Genomic DNA, 16,402 nt, shown 5'->3' on the forward strand with positions numbered 1-16,402 from the left:
CAAGATTGCGATAAAAACCACGCGGTTGCCGAAGACCGCAGCAAGCAGATACAAAAAAGCCGCACTAAAAAGCGCGGCTTTGGAGAAGATACTCGGTTTACGGGCGATAAACCTTAACGTTTTGATGCCCCTGCTCCAGTAGGTATAGTGCCTGCAGTTTACTCATCACCCCGCGGTCACAGTAAAGCAGATAGGTTTTACTCTTATCTAAATCACCAAATGCGGTCGCTAACTTAAAGAACGGAATATGTTGCACTTCTGCATCGCTAACTTGCAACGGCTTACGTTCCTCTTCTTCCGGCGCACGAATATCGATGATGACTTGCTGTTCACCCACCGTGGTAACGGTTTCAGTTTCAGTGACTTTAGTATCCATACTGGTGGCGATCTCCCGAATATCAATCACTTCTGCCGCCGCAATCACACGATCCAACAGGTCTTCAGAAAACTTGGTTTCTTCCGCTTCAATTTTGGACAGCACTGCTTTAACGGTTGGGCGCTGTGAAATCACGCCACAGTATTCTGGCATAGATTTCGCGAAATCTTCGGTACCGATAATCCGGCTTTGGTCGATGATATCTTGCTTATCCATGGTGATAAGTGGCCGCAGGATCAATAAATCGGTACAGCGGTCAATCACATTCAGGTTCGTCAGCGTTTGGCTCGACACCTGACCGAGGCTTTCCCCCGTCACCAGTGCTTGAATACCTAAACGCTCGGCAACTCGGCTAGCAGCACGCATCATCATACGTTTAAGGACGACTCCCATCATGCCGTTATCGATGCGTTCTAGGATCTCTTCGACCACAGGCTCAAACGGTACACTGACAAATTTCACTTTGTGTGACTCGCCATAACGCTTCCACAGATGATGCGCGACCTGTTTCACACCAATTTCGTGCTGAGCGCCACCAAGATTGAAGAAACAATAATGGGTGCGGGCGCCCTTTTTGATGAACTGGAAGCTCGACACACCAGAGTCAAAACCACCGGAGATCAGCGACAATACATCTTCTTGAGTAGCGATAGGGAAACCACCAAGACCTTGAATCTTTTTCTCAACCAAATACAGCTTGTCTTGGTTAATTTCGATATTGACTGTGGTATCAGGATTTTTCAGTTTAACGCCAAGCGCTTCTGTATGTTGGTTCAAACCGCCGCCGACATATTTTTCAACATCGATAGAGTTAAACTCATGCTTGCCACTGCGCTTGACCCGTACACAAAACGTTTTTCCAGCAATCTGCTCGGCAAATGCACGCTGTGCATGTTCATAGATATCGTGCACGGTTTCAAAGCTGTATTCATTGACTTGGCTTATCACCGAAATCCCCGGAATACAGGCCAACCGTTCAGCAAAAACATCCACTAATTCAGGCTTGTCAGCCGGTACATGTACCATCAACCGATCCCACTGTCTTAGCACAGCGGCGCCTTCATCAACTTTCTTCAATACATTACGAATATTGGATTCGAGCATCTTGGTGAAACGCATTCTCACCGGCTTGCTCTTCATCATAATTTCGGGGTACAGCTTAACGATAAACTTCATGAAACGTCCGGAACAACAGCTTAAAAAACGGCAATCGGCGCAGTATAGCAAAAGCGCGGCATGTCGCCCATTAAAAGCGCTGATATTGCGCGGTGGTGTGCGGATAAATACCTTAGCGGTAAAACAGCATAAAAAATGCCGACATTAGGTCGGCATTTTTAAAGCTTGCAAGCTTACGGATTCCTCTTGGGCGTTACCTGAATTTCGTCATCAGATTCCATCGCCTTACCTTGTTCAATCGCAATTTCAACGCGACGATTTTGTGCACGATGCTCAGGCGTATCATTGGGCACCAAAGGATTGGTTGATGCTAATCCAACAACCTTCATACGATCTTGGTCAAAGCCCGGAACCGCAATTAATTCGTGAGCAACCGCCACCGCACGCTGCGCTGATAAATCCCAGTTAGACCGATAAAGTTCATTACTGATATTCGCCCCATCGGTATTGCCTGAAACAGTCACAATTCCCGGAACGTCCTTCAGTAATTCACCAATGGCGCGAATAACAGGTCTAAATTGTGGTTGCAGGAAACCAGACCCCGATGCAAAAGCGCCTTTTTCACGAATGCGGATAATAATCTGTTGCCCCAGAGACTCAATTTCGATGGCGCCATCAATAATTTCTTTATTGAGCTTCTCTGCCATGCGTTTGGCTTCATCGTTGATCTCTTTTTGCGTCGCTTCGTGCTCTTGGCTCTTTTTCGCTTCAGCTTGCTCCTGCGCTGTGGCTTGCGCTTCGCCACCACGCTGGGTGCCATTTTGCTTTTGCGTGCCACCCGCACTGTCATCTTCACCCGCCTGAAAATCCAAGGTCGGCTGCGTCATTTCGTTGGTTTGCTGGTTAATGATTTCTATCGGGGTAGGATCCGGGCGTCCCGGACGAAACTCTAACGCGATGACTGACGTTCCTTTGGGAATGTCCTTCACTTCAACTTTGTTCTGTACGCCGAAGGCATACTTCATTGAACCGGCGATCTGCTTAAATTTCAGCACATCCATCTCAGAGAATGCTAACAGCAATACAAAGAAGCACATCAGCAACGACATGAGGTCAGCAAAAGTTGCCAACCACATGGGCGCGCCGGGTGGTGGACAGTCGCACTTAGGCTTTGCCATGGCTACTCTCCGCCGGTGGTTTCAACCTTGCGCTGACTTTCCGCAAGATAGTTCTTCAAAAAGCCTTCAATCACACGCGGATTCTGACCATCCTGAATGGCTAAAACTGCATCCATAATTAAATTACGGTTAAGCATCTCTTCGCCCATACGTAACGACAACTTATCTGCAATCGGCAAACACAACATGTTGGCGATCATGGCGCCGTATAAGGTCGTTAACAAGGCCACGGCCATTGAAGGTCCGATAGATTTTGGATCGTCCATGTTAGACAACATCGCCACCAAGCCGACGAGCGTACCAATCATCCCCATCGCAGGCGCTACATCGCCCATCGCTTTAAAAATACTGATCCCCGCTTTATGGCGTTCTTCGGTGAGGGCAATATCTTTTTCAAGTGCTTCACGCACCACTTCACCATCGTGACCATCCACCAGCATATCGACTGCTTTTTGCATAAAGGAGTTGGAAATTTGCGCTTCTTCCAACGCTAAGAAACCACCTTTACGTGCAGCGTCAGCCATAGTGACAGACTGTTCGATAAGATCTTCTGGCTTATCCAACTTAAACATAAAGGCTTTGAGTGCGATTTTTACGGCGCCAAGGAACTGTTTGAGGTTAAACTTCATCATCACCACAAACATACTGCCCGCAACCACAATCAAAATTGACGCAGTATCAATAAAAATGCCAATGCCACCCGAGGTCGCCATCGCGCCAATAACAAAACCGAACCCGCCAAGAAGCCCAATTATCGTTGCTAAATCCACTATTGCTCCTCAATTACCTTATTCAGCACGCCGTCGAAATTGCCGCTGGCAGAAATAACGCTGACCTTTCCGTGTGAAGAGGTAAGTATATAATCAACTTACTCAATTTAAACGGGTTCTATATATTGTTTTATCGGTCAGAGCTTCCGCAAGTTTAGAGAGATTTTCGAATAATCGAAATAATTTTATGACACAAAGCGTGCGGCGTCCCAAATTCCAACGCTTCTGGTTTGACCGTTAGCCATCGCTGATATACCGTTTGAGCACTTTTAGTGAGAGCTGCCGCAACTGGGTTAAAAAGGATGGTCGCCGTCGGCCTATGATGGCTGGTATACTCTTGTTCCAGATTGAATTACAGGATTTTGATGTGGCGAAGAAACCCGAAAATCTCAGTTTCGAGCAGTCACTTGGTGAACTGGAACAGATAGTGACTGAACTGGAACAAGGCGATGTAGCCCTTGATGATGCCCTCAAGCAGTTTGAGCGTGGTGTGCATCTGGTTCGCGCCAGCCAAGACAAGTTAGAGCAAGCGCAACAGAAAGTTGCCATTCTTCTCAGCAATGATACTCAAGCTCCGCTATCTCCGTTTGAATCTGAGGAACAGTAATTGTTATCTGACGCTATTGCCCACTACCAACAACGTGTTAATCAACATCTCGCGTCCCTGTTAGAAAACCTCCCAGTCACCGACCCAGCGTTAAAAGCCGCAATGAGTCACGGAGTGTTATTGGGTGGTAAACGTGTAAGGCCATTTTTGGTTTATGCTGTGGGCGAAATGTTGGGCGTTGCGGCAGATAAATTGGATAACTGCGCCGCCGCCATTGAGTGTATTCATGCTTATTCGCTCATCCATGATGACTTACCTGCAATGGACGATGATGAGCTGCGCCGTGGCCAGCCTACTGTGCATATTGCCTTTGATGAGGCCACCGCAATTCTCGCTGGTGACGCACTGCAATCTTTGGCGTTTGAAATCCTCAGTAGCGATAGTCATTTCAGCGCTACCCAACAACTCGCCATGGTGAAGTCTCTGGCGCTGGCTTCGGGTTACCACGGTATGTGTGGTGGCCAAGCGCTCGATATGGCCGCGACGGATAAGCAGATTAATTTAGCGCAGTTAACCCAATTGCATCGTTTGAAAACCGGTGCGCTGATCCGTTGTGCGGTCGAACTGGCAGTGATTGCCGCTGAAAGTAATCCCCTCACCCATCAACGTCTTGGTGAATACGCTGAAGCGATTGGGTTGGCGTTTCAGGTTCAAGACGACATTCTGGATCTCACCAGCTCGACTGAAGAACTGGGTAAACCGCAAGGTTCTGATACTAAATCGAATAAGAGCACTTACCCGCGTTTGTTGGGTCTTGATGGGGCAAAATCGACGGCGCAACAACTGCTACAAGATGCACTATCAGCCTTGGATGATTTGCCCTACAATAACCGCATAATTGCAGAATTCGCCCGCTATATCATCGAGCGGCGAGTATAAATAACATAATGAATGATTTTATGAGTCTGGATATCACTCAGTTTCCAGTATTGGCACAAGCCAATACGCCGGAAGAACTCCGCGAGTTACCACAGGCTGTTTTGCCACAGCTGGCCGATGAGCTCAGAGCCTTTTTGCTGCAGTCAGTCGGACGTTCCAGTGGGCATTTCGCTTCAGGTTTAGGAACGGTTGAATTGACCGTCGCCCTACATTACGTGTTTAACACACCGTTTGATCGCCTCGTGTGGGACGTCGGCCATCAAGCGTATCCGCATAAAATTTTGACGGGGCGTCGCGAGCAAATGCACACCATTCGTCAAAAAGAAGGATTACATCCCTTCCCTTGGCGTGAAGAAAGCCCTTACGACACCTTTAGTGTTGGTCACTCTGGCACGTCAATTTCTGCCGCATTAGCGATGGCAGTCGCGGCTGACAAGGAACAAGCGGGGCGTAAAGTAGTTGCGGTTATCGGCGATGGCGCCATGACCGGTGGCATGGTGTTTGAAGCACTTAACCATGCTGGCGACTTAGATAAAGATATGCTGATTGTGCTAAACGACAACGAGATGTCGATCTCGGAGAACGTTGGCGCGCTCAACAAGCATCTTGCCCAACTGATGTCAGGTCGTTTCTACACCACCATCCGTGAAGGCGGTAAAAAGGTATTGAAAGGTATGCCGGTCATCAAAGAGATGGCGCGCCGCACCGAAGAACACCTGAAAGGCATGATGGTACCGGGCACGCTGTTTGAAGAACTCGGCTTCAACTATATCGGCCCAATCGATGGCCATGATGTTGATGCCATGGTGGAAACACTGAAAAACATGCGGGGGCTACAAGGTCCGCAACTGCTGCACATCATGACCAAGAAAGGTAAAGGTTATGAGCCAGCGGAGAAAGATCCTATTGGCTGGCATGCTGTGCCTAAATTTGATCCTAGCCAATTCCGCAAACCTGATACAAAACCAGGGTTACCCACCTTCTCTGAAGTCTTTGGCAAATGGCTATGTGACATTGCCAGCCAGGATGAAAAGGTACTGGGGATTACGCCTGCAATGCGTGAAGGTTCAGGTATGGTGGAATTTTCGCAGCGTTTTCCAGAGCAATATTTTGACGCTGCAATCGCTGAGCAACATGCGGTGACCTTAGGTGCAGGCTTTGCCTGTGAAGGTTATAAGCCAGTTGTAGCGATTTATTCGACCTTCTTGCAACGCGCCTATGATCAGGTCATCCATGATGTCGCATTGCAACGTTTACCTGTGGTGTTTGCGGTCGATAGGGGCGGTATTGTGGGCGCCGATGGTCCGACCCACCAAGGCGCATTTGATCTGACTTATCTGCGCTGTGTTCCTAACATGGTGATTATGGCGCCGTCTGATGAAAACGAATGTCGGCAGATGCTCTACACCGGCTATTGCTATCAAGATGGCCCGGTTGCCGTTCGTTACCCACGCGGCAGCGCCACTGGTGCAAAACAGGTTGAAGAGATGACGGCCTTGCCAATTGGCAAAGGGGTTATCAAACGCGAAGGTAAAAAAATTGCCATCATCAACTTTGGAACAACGCTGGCCGCAACACTCGAAGCAGCAGAAGAGCTGAATGCGACCGTGGCTGATATGCGTTTTGTTAAACCGTTAGACGAAGCGTTACTCAAACAGTTGGCAGAGAGCCACGATGTGTTGGTGACCGTGGAAGAGAACGTCGTTATGGGCGGAGCCGGTAGTGGTGTACTCGAATATCTAGCCAAACAGCAGATTTGCAAACCCGTACTGCAAATTGGTTTACCTGATGAATTTATCAAACATGGTAGCCCGGTCGAAATCATCGCAGAACTCGGCCTAGACGGCGCCGGCATTCTCAAACAAATCCAAGCATTTGTGAATTAATTTGCCGCCATAAAAAACGCTCTGCCTGTGCAGAGCGTTTTTATTTGAGCCTTAGTGAATCGCCTTAAAGATAGAACAAACTGGCAATGCCAAGAAACGCAAAAAAGCCCACCACATCAGTCACGGTTGTGAGAATAACTGAACCTGATAGTGCGGCATCTTGATTGAGTTTTTGCAGAAGCATCGGAATAAATACCCCTGCCATCGCCGCCATCAGCAAGTTGACTAATATGGCAATGCCGATAGTTATCCCCATGACACCATCAGCAAACCACCAACCGGCTATTGCACCGATCACAATTGACCATGCAACCCCATTAATGGCGCCAATAGCTAATTCATTTCGGAATAACGCAAACAGGTTACCAACCGAAATCTGCCCCATCGCCATACCGCGGATCATCAAGGTTAAGGTCTGAGAGCCTGCGATGCCGCCCATTGACGCCACAATTGGCATCAACACTGCCAAAGCGACGACTTTATCCAACACATTTTCAAATAAACCAATAGTTGCTGATGCTAAAAAAGCCGTCAGCAAATTAATGCCCAACCACAAACCACGACGCTTTGCGCCTGAAAAAACTGGGGCAAATAAGTCGGCAGTTTCATCCATACCGGCATGCGCCATCATCTGCGCTTCATAATGCTCACGCACCAGTGCCGTTGCGGTACGTAAGGTTAAACGCCCAATTAAGGTGCCATCGCTATCTGCGACAGGCAACTCGGTAACCTCGCTATGTTCAATCGCTTCAGCAGCTTCGAGCAGTGACATATCAGCCCGTAAAATACGAGCGTCTTCCTCGGCGATATCACACAATCTAGCACTCGGCTCAGCCCGAAAGACGTCATAACGCGTGACACTCGCGACAAATTTATCCTGCTCATCGACTAAAAACAGGCTGTTGCAGCAATCAAGATCGGTTCTACGGAAAAATCGCTGTGCCTGCGCCACACTGGCGGTCTCATCTAGTGCAAGCAACTGGTGCTCAATATAACGACCAATCTGATTCTCTGAATACTGGTCAAATACCTCAAATCGTTGCCGCTGACGATCGCCCATCTGCTGCAAGGCGCGATCGATATAACGATCAGGCAGAGAGTCACTCCAGTCGATCATCGCTTCGGGGGTTAACCCGGCTAAAATTTCATCGAGTTGTTCATCTGGGAGTTGTTTGAGAATACTAAAGCGAGGGTCGGCACGCATTTCACTGAGAACATCAACGCGCACATCTTCCTCAACCTGAAGCCAACGTTGATAACGTTGTTCAAGCGGCAGTGATTCGAGCAGTAATGCCACGGTACCAGCATCAAACTCTTCTAATACCTCTTCAAAGATCTCGGCTTGAGATTCACTGTCAGCCAGGGTCACACTATGAATGACTTGCCCGACATCCTGAACCACAGGATCGGTATTGGTCTCTATCGGTTGGGCCACATTTCTCTCCCAATGTCTTAAATACTACCGCGGAAGTTCCAAATGCCGACTAAAACTCATCCTATGGATGACAAAAACGAGCATAGGTCGTTCGCGTACATCATGCTATGACGCCAAAGATAACATGGTTCACCCACGAACCGGGGCACAATTCACCGCTATTTCAAACAAAAAATATGCATTTTGTTCATAAGCTTAGCGAGTCACCAAAAAATTTATTAAAAAAATCACGCCTTCATTGGAACTCAATACGGGTTTTTGTATCCAACATAGTGAACGGATTTTTTGTTCATCATTCTCCCTAGAGGGGCTTCTAGCGCAGCCCCATTGATCCCCAGATGGATCAGAAGGCAGCTTTTATTAAGCTGCCTTTTTTTATTGTCAAAATTGATATTTCGATGGAACTAACCTGTATAGAGCCTGTCTGAAAATATGAGCCGATGAGCGTCCGTAATGTTGTAGGACACCTTGTCTCACTCCTTGTAAATTCCCTAAAAGGCAACCAATATTGGTTGCCTTTTTACTTTTAAAATCATCATGATAAAAATTTTTATATTTTTTATCCCGTAGAAGGGAACCAATTCGAGTTTGCCAATGTCCTAATTACTGAGACTGCTTAATGTGTTTCATCATCTCCCTTGTGATATTTAGAGTTCTAGCGCACTCAAATATCAGCTCTGATCTACTTTATTTTATGGCAACTTTTTAAGTTGCCATTTTTTTTAAATTTTTTGCTTACATCTGAACTTTTTAATTCCGCTCCAGTCATAACATATGAAGCGAATTTGTGTTTCATCATTATCCTCCCTTGAAGATGCTGGACTAGCGCACAGGGTCTTCGAACTTCATTTATGGCAGTCATTGACTGCCATTTTTTTTGCGTTGGATATGGCGGTTATTCTTATCAGGCAAGCAGGGAGTTAGAGCGGCGGTATAGAGAACAAAGCGAAGCATTATTGAAGATTTCAGATAACTTTTTGATTTTAATCTTACTTAAATTGACAGCTGCAAATTATGCAACGGTACCCAGTAAAAAAGATCACCAACAAGAGAACTTTTTTAAAAAGCCTTAGTCTGAATATTTGAACAGTTTTTCTCGTTCATCATTAATCTCCCTTTTGTTGGTTTCTAGCGCAACCAAGATAAATTTCTCAGCGACCCTTTGGGTCGCTATTTTTTTATCAGAGATTGATGAATATCAATATGCCGAAGCAACTGGCGATGGCTGAGCCTGCTGTTGCAACCAGAGCAATAACTGCGAAGAATATTGCAGCGCATAACGAATTAACGGCGACAGTTTATCGGCATCGAGTGAAGTTAGCAGATTCTTAACCTGCAACCCCAATTCAGTATCGCCCTCTATCCAAAGCTGTCGTCTAAAAAATAGCGCATCAGGATCTTCTTTCCCGGCAGCAATCAGTAATAACTCATCGCTACGGGCACTAAAAGTCACATCAGCTTGCTGTGAGGGCCGGACAACTAAGCGAGGGTGGCGGTAACTGATCTCAAAATTGAGCTCTAGGTCAGTTATGCTAATTCCAACCCACTTGTTCTCCATAAAGGTAAGGCATTGTTGTTCAATTGCTTCCTGCAGTAAGGTCTGACTCAATTGACGTAACACTAACTGCTTAATGGGAAACGGCAAAATAGCCAAAGGCTTTGCCACTAACTGTGGCGCATTACTCAAAAAGTTCGCCACGAACTTATTTGCAAAATATCCCTGCATAACATGACCTTATCAACAACTAAAACACTTTAGTTTACCCCGTGGTTATGCAAACAAACCTGTTTCAAATCAATTCTGTGAGCAAGATTCCTCGTTAATATCGGCGGATTGATTAATTGGAAGGGAATCACTCATGGAACTCCTGTGTCCTGCCGGCAATATGGCATCTCTCAAAGCCGCAATTAATGCGGGGGCCGATGCTGTCTATCTTGGTGTGAAGGACAATACAAATGCCCGCTCTTTTGCTGGTCTTAACTTTACGCCTGACACATTGAAGCAAGCAGCAAAACTGCTGCAACATGCGGGAAAGAAAATGTACCTCGCCATCAACACCTTCGCGCAAACAGGCTTAGAACAGCGCTGGTACGATGCTATTGATGCGGCCGCAGACTACGGCGCCGATGCGTTAATCATGGCCGATATATCTCTACTCGATTATGCAACCAATAAGCATCCACAGATGCCGTTGCATCTATCGGTACAAGCGAGCGTCAGTAATGCCACGGCTTTAAATTTCTATCAGCAGCAATTCAACATTCGCCGCGCAGTATTGCCGCGCGTGCTATCTATGCGGCAAATACGTGACATTTCACAACAAACTAACGTTGAATTAGAAGTGTTTGCCTATGGTAGCTTGTGCATTATGGCAGAAGGACGCTGCCAGTTATCTTCTTATGTCACGGGAGAATCGCCCAACCGCGGCGGCTCCTGCTCTCCCGCCAAACATGTGCGCTGGCAAGAATGCCAAGGAAATCGTCAAACCCGCTTGAACAACATTTTAGTTGATAGCACAGGCGTAAATGAAACCATCGGTTATCCGGTGATCTGCAAAGGACGCTATCTTGCTGAAGACGACGAACAGCCAGAGTTTATTTTAGAGTCCCCTACCAGCTTAAGTACATTGGAGCTGCTACCTGAGTTGGCGCGTTCAGGTGTCAATTCGCTAAAAATTGAGGGACGACAACGTAGCCCCGCATATGTCACGCAAGTCACACGCGTGTGGCGCCAAGCGGTAGATCGTTATCAAGCATCGCCCGAAAAATTCCAGACCGAAGCACAGTGGCATGAAGTCCTCAGAAAGGTATCTGAGGGACAAGCGACCACTGCTGGCGCTTACGATAGAAGTTGGCAATAGGATTAAATCGTTATGAAGTTTTCACTAGGTCCGTTGCAGTATTGTTGGGATAAGGCAGCTGTTGAGGACTTTTATCGAGAAGTAGCAGTAAGCCCGATCCCCTTGGTTTACCTTGGCGAAACAGTTTGCAGCAAAAGACGGAAGTTACGTTGGCAAGACTATTTTGATCTCGCTGATATGCTACGTAGCGCAGGTAAAGAAGTCGTATTTTCAACACTCGCATTAATTCAGTCAGATGCTGAAATACAGGAATTGCGTAAGCAATTAACCAATAGCAGCGTGACCCTCGAAGTAAATGACATGGGTGCCCTTGCGCTTGCGGTTGAACAGCAATTGCCGTTTGTGTGTGGCCCCGGAATTAATAATTACAACCTGACCTCACTGCAGAAAATGGCAAATTGGGGGATGCAGCGCTTTGTCATGCCAGTCGACCTTTCCCAAAAATGGTTGGCGCCGATTATTACTAGCCAACCATCGTTTGAAATTGAAGTTTTAGGTTATGGCTATCTGCCTTTAGCGCATTCAGCTCGCTGCTTTACCGCTCGCCATCACGGCTTAAACAAAGACAACTGCGATACCATCTGCAGCCGTTACCCTAAAGGCTTACTGACTCAAACAATGGAACATCAGGAGTTGCTACGTATCAACGGTGTTCAAACGCAGTCAGCAGCCTGTTGTGACCTACGTTCGGAGATCCAGCAGATGCGAACAATGGGGGTAGATTGGTTTAGAGTGTCGCCAGATAGCATTAACAGCATAGGTTTGGTGACGGCGCTAATCAAAGGCGAAGAGTCTGATGACGTCCCTAGTATCCGTTGCAATGGCTATTGGCATGATGCTCCGGGGATGCGCTATTTGTGATATTTCGCCGCTATTACGGACGAGAGGCATTGCGCCGCAGGTAATACCACTTGTCGATAAGTAAGGTCACAATCCACAGCAGAAATACAGAAAAGCTAAACCACTCGATTACGGCAGGCCACCAGAACTCAGGTCTGCCGCCTTCCAATACCATCTCATGATAGAAGGGACGATCGCCGTCGGTGAGTCCCAATTTAAATAGTGGCAAGATTAGAAACGAAGCTTGACCTACTAGAGCTAATCCAGCAGGCAGCCATGACCAGGTTTTGAATAACGCCTGAAAACCAAGTGATAGATTTACCAGATAAAATAACGCGCTCATCGACCCCAGAATAAAGAACCACTTCACCATCATAGTATGTAAGTGATACACGTTGATCGGAAACAAGCCGATCCCCGCGAGCGTCAAGCAAGCAATCGCCATAGTGAGATAACACAAGGCTCCAGAAACGGTTTTCGTCAATGGCATCGAATACAAACAGAACAAGACTAAACAGAGACTGCCAAAGAACAGGCCGCCATTGAGCACCACGGCAAATGGAGAATGCCCATAATTGCCTAGCTCACTCAGGGTAAAGTTGAGTGGCGTAATATGTTCGGAGAGGACAGACGCAGCTCCCACAAGTGCGACAAGCACACCTATGGTAATACCGAATATCCCTAACCCGCCAAAGCCTACGGCAAGGCGGACAAGTCGCATCTGTTTTTCCATGTTCGCCGTTTCCCCAGTACAAACGCCCTAGGTTGAAGGTAGAGTACTGATCCAACACATCAAATAATTGACCAATGTCAATCATGCCAGTTGAATGAGTAAAAACTATCATACAATTGTTAACACTAGTACCTTAGCTGTATCACACTGTGCCATTTATTATGCTTTTTCAATATCATATCCTAGATAACGGCTCCCCATATCACGCTTTAGTCTTAGTAATAGCCCCATATGATGAACACCGCTTTGGATCATCATGCCGCAAACACTCGCATAGCATGAGAGATTGCATCGCCGCTCACCGCACGATTTAGTTATCCAAAATTTACAAGCTTTTATCGACAAGGTAACCTTAGTTCTTTGCCGCTAAAATGCGGCGCTTTGGCAGTAAGCCCTCCATTTTGCTTACACTCAGCATAAAACGGATAATGAATGTGACAACAATAAAAAAACATACAGTAAAACAACTTCTCACTTTTATCGTTCCTTCGCTTATCGGGGTCTTTTTATTTATGACGCCAATAAGTTACCAAGATGCAGTGACCATTCCGGTCGCGATCCTTGCCAAAGCCTTACAGGCCGCTATCGGTGATGCCATTACTGGGCTGATTACCGTCATCGTAATAGCGATGGCGCTAATATCGCTGCTTGTTGTGCTAATTAAACCTAAATTTGTCAGAACCAGCGGCTTTCTCAATAATCTCTTCAACGTCAATCCATTCTGGTTAGTCGTCAGATTATTCGGGGCTGTGTTTATTGCCATGACGTACTTTGGTTTTGGTCCTGATGCGGTAACCTCCGCCGACACTGGCGGCTTGGTGTTAGGTGATCTGCTACCAGTGTTGTTTTGTGTCTTTTTCTTTGCAGGTTTATTACTGCCGCTATTGCTTAACTTTGGCCTGCTAGAACTGTTTGGCACATTGCTCACTACCATTATGCGCCCAGTGTTTAATCTGCCTGGCCGCAGCGCCATTGATTGTGTTGCCTCTTGGCTTGGTGACGGAAGTGTAGGGATTCTACTCACCAGTAAACAATATGAAGATAAGTTTTACACACAACGAGAAGCCGCCATTATTGGTACAACCTTCTCGGCTGTATCTATCACCTTTAGCTTAGTGGTCATTGCTCAAGTTGGTTTAGAAGCTAAATTTGTGCCCTTTTATCTCACGGTATGTTTAGCGGGTTTTGTTGCGGCAATCGTCGTCCCAAGACTGCCACCGCTAAGATGGAAGAAAGATGAATACATCAACGGTACGCCGCGCCATGAAAACGATGAAGCGGTACCGGAACATCATCATGTACTGTCATGGGGCTTTCATCTAGCGATGGAGAAAGCCTGTAATGTCGGTGGCGTAAAACAGATTGTCTCTGAAGGCGGAAAGAACGTTATTGATATGATTTTTGGCATTATTCCGGTGGTGATGGCCATAGGAACAACCGCGCTGATTATCGCCGAACACACGCCAGTATTTGATTACTTAGGTATGCCATTTCGTCCGTTACTGGAGCTACTGCAGTTACCAGAAGCCACCGAAGCGTCGAAAACCATTGTGGTAGGCTTTGCCGACATGTTTATTCCGTCGATTTTGGCCAGTAACGGGATTCATGCGGAAATCACCCGTTTTGTTATCGCGGCATTATCCGTTACTCAGCTTATCTACATGAGTGAAGTCGGCGCGCTACTTATCGGCAGTAAAATTCCGGTGAATGCTGGCGAACTATTCATCATCTTTTTACTACGCACATTAGTGACCCTGCCAGTGATTGCGGGCATGGCCCATCTGTTTTTCTAACGCCATCTGAAGCCCGGCCAAGCATCTGACGCCGGGCTTGCCCCACCTTTCTGTCATAATTCTGCCATTCTGGCTTCATATCTCAGTCAAACATGCTGCTTACAGTGTACTCAACACTGCCATAAACCGTCCGTTATAGACGGCTGGCGCTTTTCAATCGTAAAGGCCAAGCATGATATTCACCGTCGATAAAGTGGTAGAAGAGAACCTCCCAACCCTCAACAACAAACCTTGGTTAGCAAAACCTACTAAAGCGATGCTGCGCTTCATGTTAAATGAGCAGCAATGCAACCAAATAGCCGAGCAGTTTAGCCATCTGCAAGGCAGTGATTTTGTCGAACAAGTGCTGCAGTATTTTAATATTTCCTACACAGTGCCAGATGTGGAATGGGAAAATCTCCCGCCGACGGGGCGTGTCGTGATATTTGCGAATCATCCAATTGGGTCACTCGATGCCTTAGTGCTGATAAAACTCATTAGTGAAGTGCGCGCTGACCTTAAGGTTGTTGCCAATGAGTTATTGATGCAGCTATCACCACTGCACAATCTACTGCTGCCAGTAAGGAATATGACGGGGGGAACACCGAAACCGCAGCTAGAAAAAATCCACCAACACCTCAACGATGAGGGCGCAGTGTTGATTTTTCCTGCCGGAGAGGTCTCTCGGTTACGTCCAAACGGAGTTCGTGATACTCACTGGCATGCCGGATTTTTGCGTATTGCTACCAGTTGTAACGCGCCACTACTGCCTATGTACGTGAGTGCCAAAAACTCTGCCGCCTTTTATGGTGCGTCGATGATTTATAAGCCGCTGGCCACGCTGATGTTGGTCAAAGAGATGTTCAAACAAAGCAATCGTACCTTTCCAGTACGGATCGGCGGACTTATCCCTGCTGATGCGGTTGCAGGCAATGATTTCACGCTCAAGACCAAAGTCAATCTACTGAAAAACCATCTGTATCGTATCGGAAAGAACCGCGCGGGAATATTTAAGACACAAAGCGCCATAGCTCATCCGGAAGACCGGCAAGCATTACAGCGAGCACTCTCGGAATGCGAACTGCTGGGTGAAACCCAAGATGAAAAACAGATTTATCTCTATCGTCATCAAGATAGCAGCCCTATCATGCGTGAGATTGGCCGCTTACGTGAAATTTCTTTCCGCGCAGTTGGCGAAGGTACGGGAAAGCGTCGCGATACCGATCAATACGATCCTCACTACTGGCATCTAGTGCTATGGGATCGTGATGAGCTGGAAATCGTTGGAGCCTATCGTTTTGCCAGTGCAAAACTACTGCATCAACAAGGTCTGCAGCTTTATAGTGAATCCTTATTTCAATACAACCCGCAATTTGAGCCATTTTTTGAACAAGGGTTAGAGCTGGGCAGAAGTTTTGTACAACCAAAATACTGGGGCAAACGCAGTCTTGATTATCTCTGGTTTGGCATTGGCGCCTTCCTAGCAAAACACTCAGAATATCGCTATCTATTTGGCCCTGTCACCATCAGTAATCAGTTGCCACCACTCGCTAAAGAGATGCTGGTACATTTTTACCAAACCCAATTCCAGGCAGCAGATACCTACGCTAACTCTTTCCACCCATTTGAAATCAGTACCGCCCGAAAGCTTGAATTGGATGCACTGTATCAAGGATTGGATTATGAGCAGTCATTCAAACTACTCAAACAAACGCTGGCAAGTATGGGGGCCGCAGTGCCAACGCTGTACAAGCAATATGGCGAGTTGTGCCAAGAACGAGGCGTCAGCTTTTTAGATTTTGGGGTAGATGCCGATTTTGGTGACTGTATTGATGGTGTGGTGTTGGTTGATATTGAAAAATTGAAGCCGAAAAAGCGTAAACGCTATATCGATGCCGAAATTTAGTACATGTTTAACGCAAAAAATAGGGAGAACGATACAGTTCTCC

The 16,402-nt window shown here is 46.8% G+C and carries 15 protein-coding genes; 9 read left to right on the forward strand and 6 right to left on the reverse strand.

Annotated features, from left to right (window positions below):
- Positions 1–97: 97 nt before the first annotated feature.
- Positions 98–1,552, reverse strand: coding sequence for a tRNA uracil 4-sulfurtransferase ThiI (gene thiI / locus HR45_RS06930; RefSeq protein WP_037441136.1), 1,455 nt, complete (start codon positions 1,550–1,552; stop codon positions 98–100).
- On the opposite strand from thiI, the gene HR45_RS19385 reads away from it, so the two are divergent.
- Complete coding sequence (locus tag HR45_RS19385) at positions 1,551–1,700, forward strand: hypothetical protein (protein ID WP_156104025.1); 150 nt, start codon at positions 1,551–1,553, stop codon at positions 1,698–1,700. The two genes, thiI and HR45_RS19385, sit on opposite strands and share 2 nt — an antisense overlap.
- 25 nt (positions 1,701–1,725) lie before the next feature.
- Here HR45_RS19385 and HR45_RS06935 read toward each other — a convergent pair whose 3' ends face one another.
- Together HR45_RS06935 and pomA are read right to left on the reverse strand one after the other, a co-directional pair.
- Entirely contained in the window at positions 1,726–2,670 is a 945-nt protein-coding gene (locus tag HR45_RS06935) for a flagellar motor protein MotB (RefSeq protein ID WP_037441139.1), read from the reverse strand.
- A gap of 2 nt (positions 2,671–2,672) precedes the next feature.
- Complete coding sequence (gene pomA, locus HR45_RS06940; protein WP_037441140.1) at positions 2,673–3,440, reverse strand: flagellar motor protein PomA; 768 nt, start codon at positions 3,438–3,440, stop codon at positions 2,673–2,675.
- Between the two features lie 367 nt (positions 3,441–3,807).
- Between pomA and xseB the strand changes: the two genes are divergently transcribed.
- Genes xseB through dxs form a run of 3 tightly spaced genes read left to right on the forward strand, consistent with a single transcriptional unit; the run spans position 3,808 to position 6,812 of the window.
- A complete protein-coding gene (gene xseB / locus HR45_RS06945; protein ID WP_037441458.1) occupies positions 3,808–4,047 on the forward strand; it encodes an exodeoxyribonuclease VII small subunit in 240 nt (79 codons plus the stop codon).
- Positions 4,048–4,926, forward strand: coding sequence for a (2E,6E)-farnesyl diphosphate synthase (gene ispA / locus HR45_RS06950; RefSeq protein WP_037441141.1), 879 nt, complete (start codon positions 4,048–4,050; stop codon positions 4,924–4,926).
- A gap of 20 nt (positions 4,927–4,946) precedes the next feature.
- On the forward strand, positions 4,947–6,812 hold the full coding sequence (gene dxs, locus HR45_RS06955) for a 1-deoxy-D-xylulose-5-phosphate synthase (protein WP_037441142.1): 1,866 nt from the start codon (positions 4,947–4,949) through the stop codon (positions 6,810–6,812).
- 64 nt (positions 6,813–6,876) lie between these two features.
- Here the strand turns inward: dxs and HR45_RS06960 are convergent, their stop codons facing one another.
- Positions 6,877–8,247, reverse strand: a complete 1,371-nt coding sequence (locus HR45_RS06960; protein WP_037441143.1) for a magnesium transporter — start codon at positions 8,245–8,247, stop codon at positions 6,877–6,879.
- An 851-nt stretch (positions 8,248–9,098) separates the two neighbouring features.
- Here HR45_RS06960 and HR45_RS19390 point away from each other — a divergent pair.
- Positions 9,099–9,320, forward strand: a complete 222-nt coding sequence (locus HR45_RS19390) for a hypothetical protein (RefSeq protein ID WP_156104026.1) — start codon at positions 9,099–9,101, stop codon at positions 9,318–9,320.
- Between the two features lie 125 nt (positions 9,321–9,445).
- On the opposite strand, the gene ubiT is transcribed toward HR45_RS19390, so the two are convergent.
- Positions 9,446–9,973 (reverse strand): ubiquinone anaerobic biosynthesis accessory factor UbiT, encoded by a 528-nt coding sequence (gene ubiT / locus HR45_RS06965; protein ID WP_052074574.1) that lies wholly within the window; start codon positions 9,971–9,973, stop codon positions 9,446–9,448.
- Between the two features lie 133 nt (positions 9,974–10,106).
- Here ubiT and ubiU point away from each other — a divergent pair, with 133 nt between their 5' ends.
- Both ubiU and HR45_RS06975 read left to right on the forward strand, forming a co-directional pair.
- Complete coding sequence (gene ubiU / locus HR45_RS06970; RefSeq protein ID WP_037441145.1) at positions 10,107–11,108, forward strand: ubiquinone anaerobic biosynthesis protein UbiU; 1,002 nt, start codon at positions 10,107–10,109, stop codon at positions 11,106–11,108.
- 12 nt (positions 11,109–11,120) lie between these two features.
- A complete protein-coding gene (locus HR45_RS06975) occupies positions 11,121–11,969 on the forward strand; it encodes a U32 family peptidase (RefSeq protein ID WP_037441147.1) in 849 nt (282 codons plus the stop codon).
- 13 nt (positions 11,970–11,982) lie between these two features.
- Here HR45_RS06975 and HR45_RS06980 read toward each other — a convergent pair whose 3' ends face one another.
- Positions 11,983–12,669: a DUF998 domain-containing protein gene (locus HR45_RS06980; protein WP_052074575.1), complete on the reverse strand. Its 687-nt coding sequence runs from the start codon at positions 12,667–12,669 to the stop codon at positions 11,983–11,985.
- A 440-nt stretch (positions 12,670–13,109) separates the two neighbouring features.
- Between HR45_RS06980 and HR45_RS06985 the strand changes: the two genes are divergently transcribed.
- Both HR45_RS06985 and olsF read left to right on the forward strand, forming a co-directional pair.
- Positions 13,110–14,474: a YjiH family protein gene (locus tag HR45_RS06985; protein WP_037441150.1), complete on the forward strand. Its 1,365-nt coding sequence runs from the start codon at positions 13,110–13,112 to the stop codon at positions 14,472–14,474.
- A 172-nt stretch (positions 14,475–14,646) separates the two neighbouring features.
- Positions 14,647–16,359: a bifunctional ornithine lipid synthase OlsF gene (olsF, locus tag HR45_RS06990; protein WP_081933408.1), complete on the forward strand. Its 1,713-nt coding sequence runs from the start codon at positions 14,647–14,649 to the stop codon at positions 16,357–16,359.
- Positions 16,360–16,402 lie beyond the last annotated feature (43 nt).

Source organism: Shewanella mangrovi, from assembly GCF_000753795.1.
Taxonomy (GTDB): Bacteria; Pseudomonadota; Gammaproteobacteria; order Enterobacterales; family Shewanellaceae; genus Shewanella; species Shewanella mangrovi.

What these genes read in the sequence shown, in the direction of transcription:
- ubiT (WP_052074574.1), bottom strand. Translation starts at nt 9,973, where the DNA reads ATGCAGGGATATTTTGCAAATAAGTTCGTGGCGAACTTTTTGAGTAAT.
- olsF (WP_081933408.1), top strand. Translation starts at nt 14,647, where the DNA reads ATGATATTCACCGTCGATAAAGTGGTAGAAGAGAACCTCCCAACCCTC.
- HR45_RS06980 (WP_052074575.1), bottom strand. Translation starts at nt 12,669, where the DNA reads ATGCGACTTGTCCGCCTTGCCGTAGGCTTTGGCGGGTTAGGGATATTC.
- HR45_RS19390 (WP_156104026.1), top strand. Translation starts at nt 9,099, where the DNA reads ATGGCAGTCATTGACTGCCATTTTTTTTGCGTTGGATATGGCGGTTAT.
- HR45_RS06935 (WP_037441139.1), bottom strand. Translation starts at nt 2,670, where the DNA reads ATGGCAAAGCCTAAGTGCGACTGTCCACCACCCGGCGCGCCCATGTGG.
- HR45_RS19385 (WP_156104025.1), top strand. Translation starts at nt 1,551, where the DNA reads ATGAAACGTCCGGAACAACAGCTTAAAAAACGGCAATCGGCGCAGTAT.
- dxs (WP_037441142.1), top strand. Translation starts at nt 4,947, where the DNA reads ATGAGTCTGGATATCACTCAGTTTCCAGTATTGGCACAAGCCAATACG.
- thiI (WP_037441136.1), bottom strand. Translation starts at nt 1,552, where the DNA reads ATGAAGTTTATCGTTAAGCTGTACCCCGAAATTATGATGAAGAGCAAG.
- HR45_RS06985 (WP_037441150.1), top strand. Translation starts at nt 13,110, where the DNA reads ATGAATGTGACAACAATAAAAAAACATACAGTAAAACAACTTCTCACT.
- ubiU (WP_037441145.1), top strand. Translation starts at nt 10,107, where the DNA reads ATGGAACTCCTGTGTCCTGCCGGCAATATGGCATCTCTCAAAGCCGCA.
- HR45_RS06975 (WP_037441147.1), top strand. Translation starts at nt 11,121, where the DNA reads ATGAAGTTTTCACTAGGTCCGTTGCAGTATTGTTGGGATAAGGCAGCT.